This window comes from Acinetobacter sp. BSP-28 (assembly GCF_044130285.1).
Classification (GTDB): Bacteria; Pseudomonadota; Gammaproteobacteria; order Pseudomonadales; family Moraxellaceae; genus Acinetobacter.
On record NZ_JBIQOB010000007.1, the window covers coordinates 21,210 to 41,239 of the forward strand.

At 41.1% G+C, this 20,030-nt stretch carries 21 protein-coding genes; 7 read left to right on the forward strand and 14 right to left on the reverse strand.

Annotated features, from left to right (window positions below):
• Positions 1 to 7 precede the first annotated feature (7 nt).
• On the reverse strand, positions 8 to 994 hold the full coding sequence (locus ACE01R_RS06625) for a lysophospholipid acyltransferase family protein (RefSeq protein ID WP_395549844.1): 987 nt from the start codon (positions 992 to 994) through the stop codon (positions 8 to 10).
• 131 nt (positions 995 to 1,125) lie between these two features.
• Here ACE01R_RS06625 and sppA point away from each other — a divergent pair, with 131 nt between their 5' ends.
• Both sppA and ACE01R_RS06635 read left to right on the forward strand, forming a co-directional pair.
• Positions 1,126 to 2,151: a signal peptide peptidase SppA gene (gene sppA, locus ACE01R_RS06630; protein WP_395549845.1), complete on the forward strand. Its 1,026-nt coding sequence runs from the start codon at positions 1,126 to 1,128 to the stop codon at positions 2,149 to 2,151.
• Entirely contained in the window at positions 2,148 to 2,951 is an 804-nt protein-coding gene (locus ACE01R_RS06635) for an alpha/beta fold hydrolase (RefSeq protein ID WP_395549846.1), read from the forward strand. The genes sppA and ACE01R_RS06635 overlap by 4 nt, the downstream gene beginning before the upstream one ends.
• Before the next feature lie 80 nt (positions 2,952 to 3,031).
• Here the strand turns inward: ACE01R_RS06635 and purN are convergent, their stop codons facing one another.
• A complete protein-coding gene (gene purN / locus ACE01R_RS06640; protein ID WP_395549847.1) occupies positions 3,032 to 3,661 on the reverse strand; it encodes a phosphoribosylglycinamide formyltransferase in 630 nt (209 codons plus the stop codon).
• A 9-nt stretch (positions 3,662 to 3,670) separates the two neighbouring features.
• Positions 3,671 to 4,738, reverse strand: coding sequence for a phosphoribosylformylglycinamidine cyclo-ligase (gene purM / locus ACE01R_RS06645; RefSeq protein WP_395549848.1), 1,068 nt, complete (start codon positions 4,736 to 4,738; stop codon positions 3,671 to 3,673).
• A gap of 134 nt (positions 4,739 to 4,872) precedes the next feature.
• Between purM and cxpE the strand changes: the two genes are divergently transcribed.
• The 4 genes from cxpE (at position 4,873) to ACE01R_RS06665 (ending at position 11,168) form a co-directional block, all read left to right on the forward strand.
• A complete protein-coding gene (cxpE, locus tag ACE01R_RS06650) occupies positions 4,873 to 6,093 on the forward strand; it encodes a chloramphenicol efflux transporter CxpE (protein WP_395549849.1) in 1,221 nt (406 codons plus the stop codon).
• Between the two features lie 15 nt (positions 6,094 to 6,108).
• Entirely contained in the window at positions 6,109 to 6,813 is a 705-nt protein-coding gene (gene hda / locus ACE01R_RS06655) for a DnaA regulatory inactivator Hda (RefSeq protein ID WP_395549850.1), read from the forward strand.
• Positions 6,814 to 6,931: 118 nt separating this feature from the next.
• The gene (gene rbtA / locus ACE01R_RS06660) at positions 6,932 to 8,734 is read left to right on the forward strand and encodes a rhombotarget A (protein WP_395549851.1); all 1,803 of its coding nucleotides are present in this window, start codon (positions 6,932 to 6,934) and stop codon (positions 8,732 to 8,734) included.
• Positions 8,735 to 8,798: 64 nt separating this feature from the next.
• Complete coding sequence (locus ACE01R_RS06665; protein WP_395549852.1) at positions 8,799 to 11,168, forward strand: CSLREA domain-containing protein; 2,370 nt, start codon at positions 8,799 to 8,801, stop codon at positions 11,166 to 11,168.
• A gap of 61 nt (positions 11,169 to 11,229) precedes the next feature.
• Here the strand turns inward: ACE01R_RS06665 and ACE01R_RS06670 are convergent, their stop codons facing one another.
• The 5 genes from ACE01R_RS06670 to ACE01R_RS06690 form a co-directional block, all read right to left on the reverse strand.
• Entirely contained in the window at positions 11,230 to 11,637 is a 408-nt protein-coding gene (locus tag ACE01R_RS06670; RefSeq protein ID WP_395549853.1) for a DUF3106 domain-containing protein, read from the reverse strand.
• Positions 11,627 to 11,947 carry a hypothetical protein gene (locus ACE01R_RS06675; RefSeq protein ID WP_395549854.1) on the reverse strand — a complete coding sequence of 107 codons (321 nt, stop codon included), beginning with the start codon at positions 11,945 to 11,947 and terminating at the stop codon, positions 11,627 to 11,629. The genes ACE01R_RS06670 and ACE01R_RS06675 overlap by 11 nt, the downstream gene beginning before the upstream one ends.
• Entirely contained in the window at positions 11,944 to 12,558 is a 615-nt protein-coding gene (locus tag ACE01R_RS06680) for an RNA polymerase sigma factor (RefSeq protein WP_395550026.1), read from the reverse strand. Before ACE01R_RS06680 ends, ACE01R_RS06675 begins: the two co-directional genes overlap by 4 nt.
• Before the next feature lie 166 nt (positions 12,559 to 12,724).
• Positions 12,725 to 13,501, reverse strand: coding sequence for a TrmH family RNA methyltransferase (locus ACE01R_RS06685; protein WP_395549855.1), 777 nt, complete (start codon positions 13,499 to 13,501; stop codon positions 12,725 to 12,727).
• A 54-nt stretch (positions 13,502 to 13,555) separates the two neighbouring features.
• Positions 13,556 to 14,530: a class 1 fructose-bisphosphatase gene (locus ACE01R_RS06690; protein ID WP_395549856.1), complete on the reverse strand. Its 975-nt coding sequence runs from the start codon at positions 14,528 to 14,530 to the stop codon at positions 13,556 to 13,558.
• A gap of 186 nt (positions 14,531 to 14,716) precedes the next feature.
• Between ACE01R_RS06690 and ACE01R_RS06695 the strand changes: the two genes are divergently transcribed.
• Entirely contained in the window at positions 14,717 to 14,911 is a 195-nt protein-coding gene (locus ACE01R_RS06695; RefSeq protein ID WP_395549857.1) for an NF038105 family protein, read from the forward strand.
• 39 nt (positions 14,912 to 14,950) lie between these two features.
• On the opposite strand, the gene pal is transcribed toward ACE01R_RS06695, so the two are convergent.
• From pal to ybgC, 6 genes are all read right to left on the reverse strand, one after another.
• Complete coding sequence (gene pal / locus ACE01R_RS06700) at positions 14,951 to 15,520, reverse strand: peptidoglycan-associated lipoprotein Pal (RefSeq protein ID WP_395549858.1); 570 nt, start codon at positions 15,518 to 15,520, stop codon at positions 14,951 to 14,953.
• Positions 15,521 to 15,567: 47 nt separating this feature from the next.
• Positions 15,568 to 16,851, reverse strand: coding sequence for a Tol-Pal system beta propeller repeat protein TolB (gene tolB / locus ACE01R_RS06705; protein ID WP_395550027.1), 1,284 nt, complete (start codon positions 16,849 to 16,851; stop codon positions 15,568 to 15,570).
• A gap of 207 nt (positions 16,852 to 17,058) precedes the next feature.
• The gene (gene tolA, locus ACE01R_RS06710; protein WP_395549859.1) at positions 17,059 to 18,306 is read right to left on the reverse strand and encodes a cell envelope integrity protein TolA; all 1,248 of its coding nucleotides are present in this window, start codon (positions 18,304 to 18,306) and stop codon (positions 17,059 to 17,061) included.
• A gap of 3 nt (positions 18,307 to 18,309) precedes the next feature.
• The gene (gene tolR, locus ACE01R_RS06715) at positions 18,310 to 18,759 is read right to left on the reverse strand and encodes a protein TolR (RefSeq protein WP_395549860.1); all 450 of its coding nucleotides are present in this window, start codon (positions 18,757 to 18,759) and stop codon (positions 18,310 to 18,312) included.
• The gene (tolQ, locus tag ACE01R_RS06720; RefSeq protein WP_395549861.1) at positions 18,759 to 19,457 is read right to left on the reverse strand and encodes a protein TolQ; all 699 of its coding nucleotides are present in this window, start codon (positions 19,455 to 19,457) and stop codon (positions 18,759 to 18,761) included. Before tolQ ends, tolR begins: the two co-directional genes overlap by 1 nt.
• A gap of 24 nt (positions 19,458 to 19,481) precedes the next feature.
• Positions 19,482 to 19,892 carry a tol-pal system-associated acyl-CoA thioesterase gene (gene ybgC / locus ACE01R_RS06725; RefSeq protein WP_395549862.1) on the reverse strand — a complete coding sequence of 137 codons (411 nt, stop codon included), beginning with the start codon at positions 19,890 to 19,892 and terminating at the stop codon, positions 19,482 to 19,484.
• Between the last annotated feature and the right edge of the window lie 138 nt (positions 19,893 to 20,030).

The window sequence follows — 20,030 nt, forward strand, 5'->3', positions numbered from 1 at the left end:
TGCTTAATTATAAGACGACCTGATCATTTTCTACTGGAATTGCTGTATTTTGAGCTGCAGTCTCTGCACGGACTTTAGCAACCAGTTCTAAGGCCTCTGTTTTATTGAGATAATACAGTCCATCCAATTCAGGATTGGCTTTAAAGCGTTTATAGCTCCAATGGTAATGTTCAGGATAACGGCGGATCAGGTTTTCAATGGCGTGAAAAATAATGCCTGTACCCTGATTGGGATCGACCGTATAAATGCGTTCGTCAATCGCTTCAATATGTAAATCAAAACCCTGGTCATCATTACGCAGTGCATATAAAAACAATGTTTTGGCTTTGGTTTTTTGAATCAGTTTGGCACTTAAATTACTAGTGGCCAAGGGTAGTCCAAAATAAGGAATCATTTCTCCGCCAACGTTTGGAGTATGGTCTGGCAAAATAACCGTCGTACCACCCTGTTTTAAGGCCTTAAAAATCTGACGAACTCCGGAATCATCGGTAGGCACTAAAGTTGCCTGTTCGCGACTGCGCGCGTTACGGACAAACAGGTCGGCTGCTTCATTTTTTACCGGTTTGTACATGATGGTCATTTTGGTAAATTGGGCAAGATAGGCATTCATGATTTCCCAGGTACCAAAATGTGGAACAATTAAAACCACACCTTTGTTCTCTGCAAGTGCATCCAGAAGCAGCTGCTTACCATGTACTTTGTGAATGCGTGCAAGATTGGCTTCATTGCTGGAACCCCAGATACTGAAGAACTCAAAATAAGAGATCAGTTCATTACGGATGGCTTGAGCCGTAATTTTTTCCCGTTCTGCATCGCTCAGTTCAGGCAGCGCAATATTTAAATTCAACCGAATGGTTTCTGAAGTTTTGGAAATTTTAAGAGCATTGACAAGACCAGCTAAACTACGAGCTATAAATCGAGAAATTTGAATAGGTTGTCGGCTAATAAACTGCAAAAGACGATATGTTGTATTCTGGGAGCTTCGATCGGTCATTGTTTTATTGTCAATTGCATCATGAATGGAAAAGATAAATTTATTATAAGGGAAAACAGATAATTTAGACAGATTTAACCCGATCAGTGTATATAATGAGTCCAATTTAACTCAACAGTGGATTGTTTTCCATGTCCGATTGGCCACCAAAACCAGAAAATGAAATTCAAAATACACAACATAATTCGCAAAATATAACTGGCAAAGAATGGCATATTTTAGAAAAAGCCGTTTTAGCTTCTGTAGAAGAGCAGCGCCGTGCGCGTCGTTGGGGCATCTTTTTTAAATTTCTAACTTTTGCTTATATTCTTTTTATTTTGGTACTCATGGCTAAAAGCTGCAGTACATCTACGACAGATCCAACGGCAACGACCAGTTCGCATATTGCCGTAGTCGATATTATTGGTACTATTGCTGCAGACAAGCAAAGTGTAAATAGCACGGATACAGTTAAGGCACTCAAGAAAGCCTTTGAAAATAAACAAAGTAAAGCTGTGGTTTTAAATATTAATTCACCAGGTGGGTCACCTGTTCAATCTGATGAAATCTGGCAGGAAATTCAATATTTGAAAAAAGCTCATGCAGACAAAAAACTGTATGCAATCATTGGTGATACCGGTGCCTCAGGTGCTTACTATATTGCTTCAGCAGCAGATGAGATCATTGTCAATCCATCCAGTCTGGTGGGTTCTATTGGTGTGATCATGCCAAACTATGGGGTAAATGGCTTGATGCAGAAATTAGGTGTTGAAGACCGTACTATGACATCTGGCGAAAACAAAGCACTTTTATCAATGACACAGCCAGTAGATCCTGCTCAAAAAGCCCATGTACAAGGGGTTTTGGATAATGTGCATGAACACTTTATCAATGCCGTGAAACAGGGCCGTGGTAAAAAATTGAAGTCGAATGATCCTGCAATTTTCTCAGGTTTGTTCTGGACTGGTGAACAGGCTGTGAAACTGGGTATTGCAGACCGTACCGGCAGTTTAAATAGTTTGAAACGAGAACTGAAACTGGAAAAAGCGGTGAATTATACCATTGAATATAATCCTTTCGATTCAGTACTAGGACGTATGGGAAGTTCAATTGGACAGGGTTTTGCCAGCTCTATTTCACAGCAAGTCCAATCTGAACAAACGACAAAACTGCAATGAAACCAGTAATCCACTTTGCGCACGCCAATGGCGTGCCATCGAAGGTTTATCAAAAATTATTTGATGGACTGAAAGATGAATATGACATTATTTATGTGCCCTTGCTTGGTCCGGACAAGCGTTATCCCATAGACAATCACTGGCACAGTCTGACCAATCAGGTGATAGACAGTATTGTGCGTCAAGCCAATGGACGCAAAGTGATTGGTCTTGGTCATTCTTTGGGATCAGTGCTGACTTTTCAGGCAGCCTTAAAGCGTCCTGATCTGTTTGAACAGGTCATTATGATTGATCCACCGTTAATTATGGGGAAAGAAGCATTTGCTCTGCATGTGGCTAAAACCTTCAAGCTGAAAGCCGTAGATAAGATGTCGCCGGCATCTTTATCCTTACGTCGCAGAGATCATTGGGAAAGTCGTGAACAGGCAGCTGAACTGCTGCGTTCTAAAGGCTTTTATCAATACTTTGATGAAACCTGTTTCCAAGCCTATATCGACCATGCTTTAACGGAAGACAAGGTGCGAGGCGGTGTGGAGTTGACCATTTCCAAAATGGATGAGGTGAATATCTTTAGAACCAATCCATCGTTATGGTGGCTACCGCAGACGAAACTTCAGGTGCCAGTTCAACAGCTGATTGCAGAAAAAGGGCCATTTATTGGGCGTGGCTTTCCGCAAATAGCGAAAAAGAAGTTTGGTATTCCGTATACGGTTGTTCCGGGAAGTCATATGTTTCCACTTGAAAAGCCGCTAGAGACCGTAGAATTAATTAAGCAATTGATTCAACAGCAGTCAGCGTAATTTCTGTGTCGGTTTTTGAGTAAAAAATAAGCAATAAAAAAACGCATCCGAAGATGCGTTTTTTTATAATGTAACAATCTTTAAAACTTACAGAATTGCACAGGTTCTTTCATTGTCTGACCACGATAAAGCACACCGTGTTCGCTATGCTGAACTGCGCCTGTACAAATCCATTCCACAACTTGCGGGTAGATTAAATGTTCAAGTACATGAACACGATTTGCTAAAGAAATAGCATTATCATGCAGATTTACTTTCAGCACACCTTGTGCAAGTGCCTGACCTGCATCCAGTTCAGCAGTGACATAGTGAACCGTACAGCCATGTAGTACATCACCAGTGTTAAGTACACGTTGATGGGTATGCATGCCTTTGTAGTACGGCAGCAGGGACGGGTGAATGTTGAGCATTTTCCCTTCCCAGGCTTTGACAAACTTGGCACTCAAGATGCGCATAAAGCCTGCAAGTACGACCAGATCAACATCCCAATCAAGTAATTGTTGATGCATCACATCATCAAAGGCTTCACGGTTAGGATATTGCTTGTGTTCAATAACGGCGGTTTTAATCCCCGCTTTTTCAGCACGTTCTAAAGCATATGCTTCAGGTTTATTGGAAATCACCCCGACAATTTGACCTGAAAGATTGGCATCAATCAGAGCTTGCAGATTACTTCCACTACCTGAAACAAGGACAGCAATTTTGATCATGTGCAGTTCTTAAGCAAAGATTACGCGAATCTTTTCATCAGCGCCTTCAACTGATTCAGCATTGTCCTGGATATGACCCATCGTCCATGCTTTTTCACCAAGGCTTGTTAACAATTCAACAGTTTTGTCAGCTTCGCTTGCATCAACAACAAGTACCATACCTACGCCACAGTTAAATGTACGGTACATTTCGAATTGCTCAACACCACCTTCTTTTTGAAGTAGTTTGAACAATTCTGGCCATTGCCAAGAAGCTTCATTAACAATAGCTTGAGCACCGTTTGGAAGTACGCGAGGCAAGTTACCTGGTAAACCACCACCCGTGATGTGTGCCATAGCATGCACATCAACCTGTTTAAGCAATTCCAGAATCGGTTTAACGTAAATACGGGTTGGTTCCATTGCTGTATCAGCAAGTGGGCGACCATCTACAATTTGAGTAAGATCAACGTTTTTAACGTCTAAAACTTTACGAAGTAAAGAGTAACCATTTGAGTGGGCACCAGATGATGCAACACCAATTAAAACGTCACCAGCTTTAACTTTTGAGCCATCAATAATTTTGCTTTGTTCAACTACACCTACGCAGAAACCTGCAAGATCGTAATCTTCACCTTCATACATGCCTGGCATTTCAGCAGTTTCACCGCCAACCAATGCACAGCCAGCAAGCTCACAACCTTTACCGATACCAGTTACTACGTTTGCTGCTACGTCAACATTCAAGTGACCTGTCGCATAGTAATCGAGGAAGAATAATGGTTCTGCACCACATACAAGAAGATCGTTGACACACATTGCTACCAAGTCCTGACCAATTGTGTCATGACGGTTCAAATTCAATGCCAAACGTAATTTTGTACCAACACCATCTGTGCCAGATACGAGAACAGGTTCTTCATAACCTTTAGGGATTTTACAAAGTGCGCCGAAGCCGCCTAGTCCGCCCATTACTTCAGGACGAGAAGTACGTTTTGCGACAGATTTGATACGATCGACTAGTGCGTCGCCCGCTTCAATGTCGACACCCGCATCTTTATAGCTTAAACCAGTGTTAGGGGAAGTTGAGTTGCTCATAATGAAGTCTCCGCATTCGCGCCGCGATTATACCCGAATATACGAAACTCTTATGTTATTTATGCGCTAAAATGCTATCTTTATTAAAATATTTTACTGTCTAGAACAAATAAACCGAAAAAAGGCGAGTTTCTATGGTCGATCGCACTTCACGACGCATTTTTATACTTGCAGCAATCGCATTTATCCTTTGGGTTCTGTATCTGCTTAAACCGGTGGTATTACCCTTCATAGGGGCATTTTTAATTGCCTATTTGTTTAGTCCTTTAGTAGATAAGTTACATCGTATCGGTTTGCCGCGTTGGTTGTCGATTAGTGTGGTGTTTATAGGGATTGGAGTGGTATTGACTTGGGCAATGTGGTATCTGGCTCCACTGGTCTGGAAACAGCTGATGTATGCAAAAACCAGTATTCCTGCAGGCATTCACTGGGTGAACTATACTTTCCTGCCTTGGTTGTCGCATACATTTAATTTGGTGCCAATGGAAATTGATACCGAGCAGATGTCCTCAGCCATTATGGACTACATTCAAACCAATTATAGTGCAGACAGTATTCAGGCGGTTGTGCTGAAGGTTGCGCAGTCTGGTCTGAATTTTATTCAAATTGGTGGAACAATAATATTAATTCCAATTATTGCCTTCTATTTCCTGCTGGATTGGGACCGCATGCTGGACAGTTTCCGTAGATTGATTCCACGTCCTTATGAAAAGGCAACTTTGAATATTGTCAGTGAATGTCACAGTGTTTTAGGTGCTTTTGTTAAAGGTCAATTTTTGGTGATGTTCTTGCTGGGCGTGGTCTATGCAGTGGGTTTGCAAATGATTGGACTTGAAGTCGGTCTGATTATTGGCATGATTGCAGGTCTGGCCAGTATTATTCCTTATCTGGGTTTTGCAGTGGGGATTATTGCCGCTGTGATCGCAACACTATTTCAATTTGGTCTGGACTGGACCCATCTTGCCTTGGTGGTTGTGGTGTTCATGGTGGGGCAGATGGTAGAAGGTTATATTCTTCAACCTTTCCTGTTAGGTGATAAAATTGGCCTATCACCAGTTGCTGTAGTATTTGCAGTATTGGCGGGTGCTCAGCTGGCCGGCTTCTTGGGAATGCTGATTGCTTTGCCTGTAGCTGCCATCATCGTTGTCCTGTTGCGTCACGCACGAGAGTGTTATGAAAAGAGCCGTATTTATAGACAACCTCAAGTGGTAATACAGAGTACAGATATAGGATCGGTTTCAATTGAAAGCGAGCAAATGGATGTGGAAGTTGAGCTAAAAAATCATCCAGCAAAAAATCTGCAAGATGCTGAAAAATCGAGTAAGATTGAACTGATAGACAATAAAGAACCTTAAGGTTAAAGCTTATATATGCGTCAACTGCAACTCGATATTGAACCTCAACTGGATGCCAGAATTAGCGATTTTTCTGGGCCGGGATGGGGGCATGTGATCGATGCAGTTCGACAACTACATGCCGGTTTAATGAACCGCTTCTATGTCTATGGTGGGGCGGGATCTGGCAAGAGTCATTTGCTTTCTGCTATTTGTGATTCCTATCTGGAAATTGGCAAGTCTGCAATTCAGGTTTCACTGCTTGAATTGCTGGATGCGCCTACTGAAGCAATTACCTCATTAGATCAATATGATCTGGTAGCACTCGATGATATTGAAGCGATTAGCGGTGTTCCCCATTGGCAAAAAGCAGTTTTTCACTTAATTAATTACAATAATGAAGGGGGCGGGCAGCTGGTTTTTTCGTCCCGTATGGCTCCTATTGAATTGAAACTTGAGCTTCCAGATTTACAGTCACGCTTGACCCAGGCAGTCAGTGTGAAGGTACCCTCGGGGAGTTTATATGCTGACCGTTATGCATTGGTAAACTCGGTGTTGTCGCGTCGGGGAATTCATATTGACCAGCAGATTATCGATTATTTATTGGCCCATGGACCTCATCAAACTTCGGTTTTACTGCAAACTTTAGAACAGCTTATTCAACTGTTAAAAGGGGAGAAAACCAGAATCAGTCATGCCAATTTAAGACAAATTTATGCCTTAATTGATGAATATCGGTAAACAATAAAAAATCTTGAGAAATTGTTCAAGCTGTGACAAAGTACAGCAAAATAGTTCGATGTTGCAGGGATATTGCAACTAAAGAATAAAAAAAATTAAAGAATATAAGGAGAGTAATATGCTCAAACGGAGCATAGGTATAGGGATGTTATGCTTTGCAGGACATGCTTATAGTGCCGACATTATCGTAAATACGACTGAAGATACTAGAAAAAATGACAAGGAATGTTCATTACGTGAAGCAATAGAATACGTTAATCAGGGGTTACCTGAAGCAGGTCATTTGGGCTGTGGCGGAGCAAACTCTACCTCCACTATTCTTTTAGATAAATTAAAAGTCTATACTCTGACAAGTAAAATTAATATTACATCAGCACTGAATTTAAAAACTTATTATGAAACCAACGTCAGTGAAACTGCTGTTGCCGGTTTAAATAACGCCATTATTCGTATGATAGGCCAAGATCAAATTTTTAATATTGATGACAATGCCAAAGAGCGAGTTACGGTAAACATACAAGAAGTCAGTCTTGAAGGCTGTCAAAAGAGTGTCTGTGCCGATCGCGGCGGTATTTTATATAATAATGAAAACCTGGTCTTAAAATATGTAAAATTCACGGGAGGAATAGCGCATTTAGGGGGAGCTATTTATAACGTAGGTGAGTATCCCGATGACGACATATATAGTAGTCGTGTATCGATTAGTAATAGTTTGATTGAAAATAACCAGGCGATGAGTGGTGGTGTTTTATACAGCCAACGTCCAAATTTCACCATCACGAATGTTGTTTTTAAAAATAATAAAACCACTTCGGGCACTGCCAATGTTTTTAGCGAAAAGAATATTGTAGATCCCTCTAAACTGACCTTTCCTTCTACTATAAATATGATTACCAACAGTACCTTTGTGAATAACACGGGCTATGCTGTGAATATTCGGGATGGGATAGGCTTAAATAACCTCACCATTGTTGGAAATACCGCAGGGGTGCAATTTGAAGCACCAAATGCTCAAGGCTATATGGCTAACAGTATTGTAATTGGTAATCCAGCCGGAACAAATGGTAATTGCCAATTTAGTAGCGATGATAAAAGTATTTTGCAAAACAACTTGGTTAGCTCTGAATGTACAAGTGGGGATGTTAATTATCCGAATGAATTTTGGACTGGAAATAAAGTCTTTGCAGGAGACAGTAGTGAGGGCAGTTGCAAATCACTCATTGCAGACCAAGAAGCCTTACTTTGTCCTTATGCAACACCGAAGGATGCCTTTTTAGGATATATACGGCCACGTATTTTACTTAGTGCAAGTAACATGTTTGATACGCTCATTTTAAATAAAGGGCGTGTCGATTTAAACACTGGGCATAAACAAGTGATCTGTGAAGGATTGGATCAGCGTGAAAAGAGCCGAACCAATGATAATAGTTGGTGTGACCGCGGTGCTATTGAAATTATTGTACCCACTACTATTGCACGTATTGGTCAAGATTTAAAAGTTGGTGAAACAGCGAAAATCAATATCCTGCAATATTTGGGTGACAGTGACTTATATCCGAAAGAAAAATGTGAAGCACTATTGGGCAAACATCCTGAGGGTGAACAATGGCAAGATGGTTGTGTATATGTTGATCAAACCTTAACGAAGAGCAAAGGTACACTGACTTTAGATATTGATGGTAATTTGATTTACACGCCAAATGGTAGTTGGCGCGGTGCGGATATTTTTGAACTGCGTGTCGTTACATCTTCTACACGTTTTAATGAAAATAAAAAATATCTGGTGCTTAGTGCAAATATGGTGCAAGAACAAAACAATGCTATGGATAGCAAGAGCGTCAAAACATCAGGTGGGGCATTCGGGCTGTTGAATTTATTGGCTTTATTAAGTCTGCTTGGTCTACGTCATTATAAAAAATAAAAAATAGGGAAAAGTAATGCACAATTATAAAAAAGGATTGCTCTGCGTTATGGTTTTATCCGCTATGTCATTAATGGCAGCGGAGGATAAAACCATTAAAGTCACAACATTTGCAGATGAAAATGGTGAGAACAGCAATGCATGTTCATTGCGTGAAGCAATCATTACTGCGAAAAAAAATATAGGATATGGTGGTTGTACAGCTGGAAATACACTTAATGGTGTAGCCGATAAGATTCAACTAGAAACCGGCACATATAAATTAAGTTCAGAGCTCGTGCCGGAATCTGCTTTGGTGATTAGTGGCGTTTCACGTTTTAACTATGATGAAAAAGATAAACTGACGCAAAAATATCCTGCATTTGAGCAGATCAAAACGATTATTAGTGGTGAAAATCGTTCAAGACTTTTTAATACCAGTAAAAGTGAAAGTAGTCTAACGCTCAATGATATTCAACTTGAAAAAGGTTATGCGGAAAATGGTCGGGGTGGGGCATTACTGCTCGGTGGCAGTTTAAGCTTCAATAAAGGTGCAATTCTAAATTCGAAGGCAGATATTGCTGGTGGTGCAATTTATAATATTGCGCAAAATATTGAAAAAGAAGTCAAGATAAGTAACAGCTTAATTCAGGGTAACCAGGCCAATAAAGGCAGTGTTATTGCAATGGATTGTTATGGCAATCTAGGAGATACAAAACCTGCGGTAACCATTTCTCAAAGCAGTATTATTCAAAATGGTTCGATCGCAAGTAGCAGTACATTAGATTTTTGTGGTGTTGCAAATATAAACTTATCTGCGAATACGATTGCACAAAATATAGCAAATTCAAGCAATGGTAGCATTTTACGGGCAGTAAGCGACGGTTTAGATCGTTTGAGTCCTTATTCAACTTTAACAGCTATTAGCAATACGATCGTAGAAAATTCGGCCTACAGTACCTTTTTATATGATCAATCGGGAGCCAAAGTTTTCGCATTCAATATTCTAGCTTTTAATAATTCGGATAAATCTTGTCGTTATAACTTGGATAATGGTGTTCCGAGTGAAAAAATGATCTTTGTTGCAAGCAATAATGCCCTGAACCTGGCGACAGGTGTAGATCAATGTGTGTTACCTAAAATTGCTTTAGACCCTACGGTTGAAAGTGCAAAAAATTTAGATGTTTCTAGCACCAGTTTTTCTAGCTTACTGTCCAAGATGACAGAATCATCAGCCTATAATATGTTCTTGCCTTTATATTATCCAAGAGATAATCAAAGTGCGGCAGATTTAATTGATGTCAATCGTTCAGGTTGTAGTGATTATGATCAGCGTGGTTTAGCACGTCTTTTAGATACGGTTCTACAACTTGAACCAAGCAAAAAGAATAGTTGCGATATTGGTTCGGTTGAACGTAGGAATCTATCCGCTATAGATATTACAGATTTAAAAAATAGCTCGATTATTAGTTTATTGGAATTTTATCAGTCCAATATTGACGAGCTTAAGGGATTAATTGAAGCAGGAGTTAAAAACTCAACCAGTATCAATGACTTCAAAGAGGAGTTAGCTCAATACGAAAACCTGTTGGCATATACCAAGCAGCACCCAAAATACCGTGCAATTTATTTTGACCCATTTGTACTAGCGATTCCCAAAGAAGAGCGGGTAAGCGATACATCGGGTGAAGATTATCGCATCAAGAGTTTAAATACCGATAACTATACCGTTGAGGTTGAGCCTTACGGCATTGGTACACTTACCGTAACCGATGGTAATGCCGTGCTAAAAGGTGGGCTGGATGACTTAAAATGCGAATGGAATGCAGATTTTAAACAGATCATGATCTATCGCACACGTGGTGAATTGCTTAATACCTCTGATTATGCATATTGTAAATACACGCTTAAAGAAAAGGGTGGTGAAGGTAAACAGTCTTCAGGGATTTTACAGGCAAGCTTTATTAATATTACACCTGTTGCAAAGGATGATATCTATTCTATTAGTTCAAGCTCTAATTTAGAAGTAACGGTTAATCCTCTAGAAAATGACCATGATGATGGTGATGGTCTAACCTCTACTTTACCTGTAGCAAAACCAGCATTTTATCAAAATAAACAAGGTCAAGAGATTCCAATCCAAATTGAAAAATTACCAGCTGGGTTGACTATGACAGCAGAACGCCAGGGTCCTTGTCCTGGTAATGATGCCAGCAGTATATGTTATGGTGGAAAATTGCATTTTGCAGTTAAGAATAATTTCAGTCAATTTGATTATCCGGTGACTTATAAAATATATGATGCTGATGGATCGGGATCAAATACTGCGACTATTTATTTGAACAACACTGCTAAAAATACCAATTCATCATCGAGTGGTGGTGGGTCATTCGGTGTGTATGGTGTATTTGCTATTCTAGGTTTAACTTTATATCGACGTTATCGAATGAAATAAAAAAAGCCGCTGACTTCAGCGGCTTTTTTTGATTTTAATCTTTTGCGATAAAATCAAATTATTAATGACTGGTTATCGTTTGGGGTTGTAAATATTTACTGATATATTCTTCACGAATGAGGGGACGCTCTTCAGGTGTCGCCTTTTGCATACGAATACCCAGTTCTTTACGTTCTTGACTACTCATTTTTTGCCAGGTTTCACGCATTTTTTGTTTTTCTTGCTCTGGAAGCTGGGTAAACCAATCCATACGTTGCTGTAAAGTTGTGCCTTGGGCCTCAGGTATTTCTTTAAGCGATTGGTAGCGTTGGATGAGTGCGCGTTGTTCACTATCGGATAATGTTTCCCAGGTTTCTGCAACTTGTGTGTCAGCATCTTTGGAAAAAATCCAAAAACGTTCGAAACCAGCAAAACTGGTTTGTAAAAATCCGAGTGCACAAAAAGCAAATGCTAATTTTTTAGCTGCCATGTGGAACCTTATCCTCACCTAAAACCATTAACATTTCCAAATCTTCCACCATTTGCGGCGATAGTTTTGGAGTAACCACAACCTGATTTTGAGGTTTTGTTGACATTTCAATGGAGTTTGGCAACACCACGAATCCAGCAATTGCTGCGGCAAGAGCAAAGCCTGACATTTTCCAAAGCCCATAACGGGATGTTTCTCGTGCTTGAATTTCTTCAATGACATGATTCATCACAACAGGTTTAGCTTTGTGATGTTGTGCGAGTCCATCGAGTTTGGAAGTAACTTGTTTTAAGAAATCATCTTGTTTCATTCGGATGACCCTCCACGATATGGATTCAAATGCGCTAAAGAAGCTCGGAGACCTTGAATAGCACGGTGATAATGGGTTTTTACGCTACCTTCACTGCATTCCATAATTTGTGCAGTCGTGTGTGTATCAAAACCTTCCCAAGCGCGTAACATAAAAGCTTGTTGCTGCCGAACGGGAAGCTGAGCAATTGCTTCTTGTATTTCTTCGGCAGTTACCGCTTGATCAAGAAAATCGAATGGACTAGGTGTACTTTCATCGACAATATCATTTAGTTCAATATCGTCATCATCCAGGCTGACCTTCTTGAAAAAAGAAAAAGGTTGCGCCCGACGGACTTCTTTTCTACGCCAGTCTTGTAGTTTATGATTTAAAATGGTGTAAAACAGGGGATACCACTCATCAGTCGACTTATCGGCATAGGCTTTGTGCAAGGAAATAAATGCTTCTTGCACTAAATCCATGGCGATGCCTTGTTGACCTTGAGTCGCACTTTCCATCATGACCAAGGCACGTCCAGTCACATCCTGCATAAAAATCTTCAGGCGTTGTTCAGCCGTACTCTTCAGAGTACTCAAATTTTCCGACTGAGACTGTTTCGGTGCTGAATCCATAGAGATGGAAAATCCTGTCATTGGATACCCACCATTATTTCCATTTTCATACTTACATAACGTTGGAAATAATGGTTTGGTTGACAAAAATAATATTATTTTTCTAGTGTAATCTATTTTTAAACATCAACGAGTGATGTTTAAAATAAAGTAACGAAAGATCAGTTTATAAACGCTGACGAACCATCTCGAAGAAACAGACTGATCCTGCAATGGCAACATTCAACGACTCTTGTCCGCCGGGTTGAGGAATTGAAACGGCTTGTGCATGGGCTAAGGCATATTCAGAAACACCTTGACCTTCGTTACCTAAAATCCAGACACAAGATTGGGTGAGATCCTTGGTATATAAGCTTTCTGATTCATGTGAACTGGTCACATATACCGGAATCTTAAATTGATCCAGAATATCTTCCAGTGCAACATTTTCATATGTCTGCAAGGCAAAATGTGCACCCATTCCTGCGCGAAGTACCCGCGGAGACCAAAGTGATGCTGAACCTTTAGTACATACAATTTGTCGAATACCGGCAGCAGCAGCGGAGCGGAGTAGTGTACCGACATTGCCTGGATCTTGAATATTTTCCAGAATTAAGGTGTCTGCTGTGAAATCCAGGGCATTGCGGGAACTAGGTAAATCGACAATCGCAAGACAAGCCAGAGTTGTACCCAGCGTGCTTAAGTCCTTGTAGAGAGATTCACTAATGACAAACACTGCACCTTGGTATTGCTCAGCAATACGGTCAAAATCAGGATGGCTTAAAGCCTGTTCGGTGGTAAAAATAGATTTTATTTTTCTATCTTCAGCTAACCAGGCCAAACACAAATGAGTGCCTTCAAGTACGGTTTGTCCTTGTTTTTTCCGGTATGAGTTTTGCTCAATTAAGCCGCGTAAGTGCTTAATTTTAGGATTATCTTTTGATTCTAAAAAAATAGTAGGCATGGGAGATGAAATCCACGGAAGCAAGTCATCAGGACTTACTTCCGTTATAAAAAATTAATTATGGTAGCGAGTTACGAGATCAACTTCATTTTTAGAACCAATCACCACAGGTACACGTTGATGAAGCTCCGTTGGCTGAATCTCTAGAATACGTACACGACCTGTTGTAGATGCACCACCCGCCTGTTCCATAAGCATACTCATTGGGTTTGCTTCATACATTAAACGTAGACGACCGGCTTTTTTCGGATCTTTAGTGTCATATGGGTACATAAAGATACCACTACGGCAAAGGATACGGTGAATATCACCCACCATACAAGCCACCCAACGCATGTTAAAGTCTTTTTCACGTGGGCCTGTTTTACCTGCAAGTAATTCATCAATATAACGTTTTACGGGTTCTTCCCAATGACGTTGGTTAGATGCATTGATGGCATATTCTTTAGTATCGGCAGCGATAGTAATCGCATCTTTAGTAAGCAAGAACTCTTTGCTTTCAGGGTCGAAAGTAAAGAATACAACACCAGCACCTACAGTAAGCGCCATCATGGTGGATGGACCGTACAACACATAACCTGCAGCAGCCTGGTTTGTGCCAGCTTGCATGAAGTCCTCAGCTTGAGTTACTGCATTTTTAGCAGGCAAAATAGAGAAAATTGTGCCGACACACATGTTAATGTCAATGTTGCTTGAACCATCAAGAGGGTCAAACAGAACAAGGAATTCACCATTTTCTTGGGCAGGCGTGAAATCATCCAGTTCTTCTGATGCCAAACCGCCGACATGAGGATGAACTTTTAGAGCATCAATTAAATAGTCATTGGAAATAACATCAAGTTTCTTTTGCTCTTCACCTTGAACGTTTTCGTGTTGTGCACTACCTAAAACGCCAGCCAAAGCACCTTTTTGCAATAATTGATCGATGTCTTTACATGTATTGCCAATTGTTTCAATAACTTGAGCCAATTCAGGTGTAAGATTCCCGTTTTGTTGTTGTAAATATTGGGAAAGGGTGAGGTATGACATGACAGGAAAGCTCCAATTAGAAAATGATAAAAAATTATCAAAAGAATATGGGCAACTATTTTAGATGAGAACGCAGCAAAAGAACAATTAAACTCGACTATTTGTCGTGATTTTACTCTTGTAAGTTTTGTGGAAAATGCTATGTTGAGGTCTATAGGTTATGGAAAACGTAATAGGAGCACAGTTATGACAACGCAAAAGTTTGATGCGACTCCAACGCCAAATGAAGCTATGAATTTAGATGATATTTCTGACGAGAAAGTGAAAGCAGCGTGGAAAGATTACGAAGCTAAACCTGAATACAAAAAATTCAACAAGCACGATCTGATCGAATCTATGCAACATCCGAAAGAAGAGTCTAAAGAATCTGAAAAAACTTAAAAAAAGCGCTCAAATTGAGCGCTTTTTTTATTGGAACCCTTATTTTAATAGAGGGGGAACGGCTTCATAGTTAATTTCTACGCGGCGGTTTTCTTTCCATGCATTTTCATCATGACCTGCATTAATCGGCATTTCCTTACCGTAGCTTACGGCTTCCAATTGGGTTGTAGCAACACCGTTGGTAATCAGGAAGCTTTCTACAGCTTTAGCACGACGTTCACCTAAAGCCATGTTGTATTCACGGGTACCGCGTTCATCGGTATGACCTGTTAAAGCAACTTTAGAGTTGGCATTGGCCACCAGGAATTGTGCATGTGCTTGAAGAGTTTGATAGTCTTCATTTGAAAGTTCACTGCTGTCATAGTCAAAGTGAACCACACGCTTGGCTAAAAATGCTTTATTGGCAGCAGTGACACCTTTCGATGATGCACCTGCCAGGTTTTGTGCATTCAAGGCTGCATCTTCACTTAAACCTTCAGTACTTACGGTAGTGGCTTCACTCGGATTTTGTCCTGCCTGAATTTCAGCAACAGGCTTACGGCTGGCACAACCAGTCATGACCAATGCTGTTGCCAGAACTGGAAGAACCAATAATTGAACTGCTTTCATCTTTATCTCCATGATTATCATTACTTTAGATTAATAAGATTAAATTGTTATTTAGGTGCCCAGGCCGGTTCACGGACCTCGCCCTGTTCACTTGGCAAATTCATGCGGAAACGGCCATCCAGTGACATGATGGACAATAAACCACGAGCGCCTTCACGGGTTGCGTAGACCACCATTTGACCATTCGGAGAGAAACTTGGTGACTCATCCAGACTGGTGGAGGTTAGAATGTTGGTAATGCCGGTATTGATATCCTGAATCGCCACTTTATAGTTGCTACCACTTGGACGATGTACCAGTGCAATTTTTTTGCCATCTGCACTTAATGTACCACGGGCATTAAATGCGCCACGGAAGGTCAGACGTTTGGCTGAAGTATTGGCAAAATTATAGCTATAAATCTGTGGTGAACCGCCGCGGTCAGAGGTGAAAATAAATGATTTACCATCTGGAGCATAACGTGCTTCTGTGTCAATCGCACTGTCATTGGTCATACGCTGTAGTTCACGCGTATCTAGATTCATTTGATAGATTTCAGGATTGCCATGCATAGAGGCTGTGAATAGCATGCTCTTGCCATCCGGTGAGAAGCTAGGTGCACCATTTAAACCACGGAAGCTGGCCAGTTTTTCACGTTTTCCTGTAGCTAAATCCTGCACATAAATGGCTGGACGTTTGGTTTCAAACGAAACGTAGGCAATTTTTTTCGCGTCCGGTGTCCAGGCCGGTGACAGGATTGGATCACGGGAAGTCAGAATAGTTTTTGGCTGTTCACCATCGGTATCGGCAATTTGCAGGGTATAGCGCTGTTCCGGTGTTGCAGGATTACGCAGTACATAGGCAATACGACCGCTGAAATCGCCTGGAATACCGGTCAATGCCTGATAAATGGCATCACTAATCATGTGACCCGCCTGACGAATACGTGAAGCAGGTACAGTCAATAATTCATTTAATAGATATTGCTGTTTTTCGATATCATAGAGCTGATAATGAACTTCGAAACTGCCATTGTCGGTCGCTTTTACCGTGCCTGTGACCACATAGGGTACACCCGCAGATTTCCATGCCTCTGCATTTGGATTATTCATGCTGGCTGTTGCAGGGAGATTTTTTGAGGCGCTGGAAAATTTACCAGAACGGTTCAGGTCATTTTCGACGATTGGATAAAGACTTTGATCATTATTAAACGGAATAATGGCAATTTTGGGCGCTTCTTCAGGTGCCTTGGCAATTTCCAGATGCAATTGTGCATAGGATTGCGTGGCTAATACTGGGCTTAAAGCGGTCAAAATGGTCAGGCAAAGTAGATGTTTACGCGTCATTTCCATCATCTGCTACGTACTCTAAAAGATATAAATTATTGTGAATTTGCTTGTGTCACATAATGGCATGATTTTGAATGATTGGAAGCACACCATGATGACTAAAATGTTATAAGACTGTGAAAAGTGAATAAAATTTTATCTGTTTTTATCGAATGGCTAGTTTAAATGGCAAAAAAAGCCACATCAATCAGAATTTGATGCGGCTTTTGGTTATCTTGCCGTAAAGCTTGAAGTAAATGTTCTTGCTTCACGTCGTGCATCTGGATCAGAAGGCATCGGATAAGGTGCAGCTGCCCGAACCGCAGCTTCTACACTGGCTTTCATGTCAGGATCACTCGAGTTGACAATGACCGACTGAACCGATCCACTATCACTTAAAGTGACACGGGCAGTGGCTTTTTGACCTGATGAACCACTAGGGATGTCCCATGCACGTTTGATTTTATTTTCAAAATCACGTTTTGCTGTTGATGCAATTTTCTTTACTTCAGCCCTTTTGGTTGCAGCTTCTTCTGCGGCTTGTTTCGCAGCTGATGCCTTGGCTTCTTCGGCTGCACGTTCACGGGCTTCTGCATCTGCTTTCACCTTCGCAGCAGCGTCCGCTTTGGCTTTATTGGCTGCATCGGCTTTGGCTTTATTGGCTGCATCGGCTTTGGCTTTGTTAGCAGCATCTGCCTTAGCTTTTACGACAGCATCTGCTTTAGCTTTTGCAGCAGCGTCAGCTTTGGCTTTGTTAGCAGCATCTGCCTTAGCTTTTACGACAGCATCTGCTTTAGCTTTTGCAGCAGCGTCAGCTTTGGCTTTGTTAGCTGCATCTACTTTGGCTTTTGCGGCTGCTTCAGCGCGCTGTTTATCAGCTTCCGCTTTTCTTAATGCATCCGCTTTTACTTTTTCTGCTTTAGCGCGTTCAGCCTGATCTACTTTACGTTTGGCATCTGCTTCGGCTTTTGCAGTAGCGTCGGCTTTGGCTCTTGCTGCGGCATCTGCCTTGGCTTTCTCGGCAGCATCCGCCTTAGCTTTGTTAGCTGCCTCAGCTTGGGCTTTTAACTTATTTGCTTCGGCAACTTTAGCATTTTCAGCAGCTTGCTGTTCAGTTTTTTGCATCGCTTCAGCAGCAGCCTTTGCTTGCTGTGCAGCTTTATTGCTATCAGGTGTTGCTGGTGCTGGAATAGGTGGGGCAACTGGAATGACAGGAGCTGGTTCAACACTTGGTTCAGCCGTTTGAATAATCTGTTCAGCGATATTTTTGTCTGCTGTTTCATCAAACTCTGTTACTTCATGCGTCACAGGTTTTAAATCTTCCGGTTTAATTAAAACCATTTTGATTTGTTTGGGTGGTTCGACCGGTTTACTCATGCCTAGAAAAAGTAAGCCAGTCAATGCCACCACATGGACACCAATGGTAAATCCAAGCGCAATCGTTTTTTCTTTAGATTGTGGCTTTATGAAATCTTTCATACTTTATTCTAGAGGTTTAGTCAGTAAGCTGACTTGGGTTAAACCGGCATCCTGAAGGCTGGACATTAATGCCATGACATCTCCATAAGGACGTGTGTTATGACCATTAATGACGACATTCAGTTCTTTGTTATCCTTTTTGGCTTGTGCCTGTGCCTCAATCAAGGTGCTGGTCAATTGGGGAAGATCAACAGGACCGGTTTTCTGATTTTTATATTCTAAAAAATAAAGACCATCTTTATTTAAAGTGACGATAGTCGGGGCATCTTTGGATTCAATCGGATTACCATTGGCTTGCGGTAAATCCACTTTAATGCCGCTGGTGATCATCGGTGCAGTCACCATAAAAATCACCAAAAGCACCAGCATGACGTCAATATAAGGGACGACATTCATATCACTTTTTAACGGTTTTTTGATACGCTCAAAGCGTCCGGAATGTTGAATCGCCATCAGTCATTTTCCTGTGTAGAACCCACAGTTTGACGTTGTAATAGCGCCACCATTTCTTCAGCAAATAAAGCACGGTCTGAATAGACAGCTTCACCTTTTGCAGTGTAATGGTTAAAGGCCAAAACGGCTGGAATGGCTGCAAACAGACCAATCGCAGTTGCAATCAATGCTTCTGCAATACCTGGGGCAACGGTTGCCAATGTGACCTGATCGACATCTGCCAGGCCAATAAAAGCATTCATAATGCCCCAAACCGTACCGAACAGGCCGACATAAGGTGCAACCGAACCAATACTCGCCAAAGCACCCAAACCTTTCTCTAAGCTGCCTTGGTCGCGGCTGAGGCCAACTCGCAAAATGCGTTCTGTTCCTTCAATACTTTGTGTAGCAGGCGCATTGCGTTTTTTTAGTTTTAAAAATTCACCGAGCCCCTGATAGAAAATATCTTCCAGACCGACACGTTTGGAATTGAGCTGGGCGTTGTTGTAGAGGGTATTTAATTCGGCGCCAGACCAGAAGATTTTCTGGAAATGTTCATCATCGGCCTGGGCTTTTTTATAACTCATATGTAACTTGGCAATCAGATACCAACTATATAATGATGCCAGAAGGAGCAGCAGCATTACCAGTTGAACCACAGGACTTGCTTGTAAAATAAGATCTGATACGTGTAGCGAAGATTCTAGTTGTGTTGCCATAGTTACAATGTGCCAATAAATTTTTTAGTCTTGTCCTAACTCTTTCAGAATTAGTTTGCGGATTTCTTCAGGAAGTCGTGTTGGACGCATGCCGTCTACGCTGATACATGCCAATTCGACCTCACCAGATGCAAGCATGATTTCACCACGATAAATATTTTGTTGCAATACAAATGATGTCGCTTTACACGAAACTACACTCGCTGTAACAGTAATCAGGTCATCCATGAGGATTGGACGTGAATATTTCACATTAATCTTATGGACCACAAAGTGATAATCTTTTTGGTGCCAATAATGTTCAACCCCTGCTGCACGTAACCATTCGGTACGCGTACGTTCCATAAAACGAATATGGTTTGCATGATAGACAATGCCGCCTGCATCAGTGTCTTCAATATATACACGAATGTTGAATTCGAATTTATTCGCCATGATTGTATCCCGCTTTATGATTCAATTTTGCATTTTAAGCTTGGGTTTTAGCTAAATATGGCGTCTGTGAATGTGACGCTATTATTGCTAGGAGTCAAGCTGTGTAATGCGTTGAAGTTTAGCATCATGAGATTTGAG

Bases quoted from the DNA above. Each gene is read 5' to 3' on its own strand.
- purN (WP_395549847.1), bottom strand. From the start codon at position 3,661: ATGATCAAAATTGCTGTCCTTGTTTCAGGTAGTGGAAGTAATCTGCAA.
- ACE01R_RS06675 (WP_395549854.1), bottom strand. From the start codon at position 11,947: ATGAAACAAGATGATTTCTTAAAACAAGTTACTTCCAAACTCGATGGA.
- ACE01R_RS06625 (WP_395549844.1), bottom strand. From the start codon at position 994: ATGACCGATCGAAGCTCCCAGAATACAACATATCGTCTTTTGCAGTTT.
- ACE01R_RS06670 (WP_395549853.1), bottom strand. From the start codon at position 11,637: ATGGCAGCTAAAAAATTAGCATTTGCTTTTTGTGCACTCGGATTTTTA.
- ACE01R_RS06690 (WP_395549856.1), bottom strand. From the start codon at position 14,530: ATGTCATACCTCACCCTTTCCCAATATTTACAACAACAAAACGGGAAT.
- ACE01R_RS06665 (WP_395549852.1), top strand. From the start codon at position 8,799: ATGTCATTAATGGCAGCGGAGGATAAAACCATTAAAGTCACAACATTT.
- tolQ (WP_395549861.1), bottom strand. From the start codon at position 19,457: ATGGCAACACAACTAGAATCTTCGCTACACGTATCAGATCTTATTTTA.
- ACE01R_RS06680 (WP_395550026.1), bottom strand. From the start codon at position 12,558: ATGGATTCAGCACCGAAACAGTCTCAGTCGGAAAATTTGAGTACTCTG.
- ACE01R_RS06685 (WP_395549855.1), bottom strand. From the start codon at position 13,501: ATGCCTACTATTTTTTTAGAATCAAAAGATAATCCTAAAATTAAGCAC.
- cxpE (WP_395549849.1), top strand. From the start codon at position 4,873: ATGGTCGATCGCACTTCACGACGCATTTTTATACTTGCAGCAATCGCA.
- purM (WP_395549848.1), bottom strand. From the start codon at position 4,738: ATGAGCAACTCAACTTCCCCTAACACTGGTTTAAGCTATAAAGATGCG.
- ACE01R_RS06635 (WP_395549846.1), top strand. From the start codon at position 2,148: ATGAAACCAGTAATCCACTTTGCGCACGCCAATGGCGTGCCATCGAAG.
- pal (WP_395549858.1), bottom strand. From the start codon at position 15,520: ATGAAAGCAGTTCAATTATTGGTTCTTCCAGTTCTGGCAACAGCATTG.
- tolR (WP_395549860.1), bottom strand. From the start codon at position 18,759: ATGGCGATTCAACATTCCGGACGCTTTGAGCGTATCAAAAAACCGTTA.
- tolB (WP_395550027.1), bottom strand. From the start codon at position 16,851: ATGGAAATGACGCGTAAACATCTACTTTGCCTGACCATTTTGACCGCT.
- tolA (WP_395549859.1), bottom strand. From the start codon at position 18,306: ATGAAAGATTTCATAAAGCCACAATCTAAAGAAAAAACGATTGCGCTT.
- rbtA (WP_395549851.1), top strand. From the start codon at position 6,932: ATGCTCAAACGGAGCATAGGTATAGGGATGTTATGCTTTGCAGGACAT.
- hda (WP_395549850.1), top strand. From the start codon at position 6,109: ATGCGTCAACTGCAACTCGATATTGAACCTCAACTGGATGCCAGAATT.
- sppA (WP_395549845.1), top strand. From the start codon at position 1,126: ATGTCCGATTGGCCACCAAAACCAGAAAATGAAATTCAAAATACACAA.
- ACE01R_RS06695 (WP_395549857.1), top strand. From the start codon at position 14,717: ATGACAACGCAAAAGTTTGATGCGACTCCAACGCCAAATGAAGCTATG.
- ybgC (WP_395549862.1), bottom strand. From the start codon at position 19,892: ATGGCGAATAAATTCGAATTCAACATTCGTGTATATATTGAAGACACT.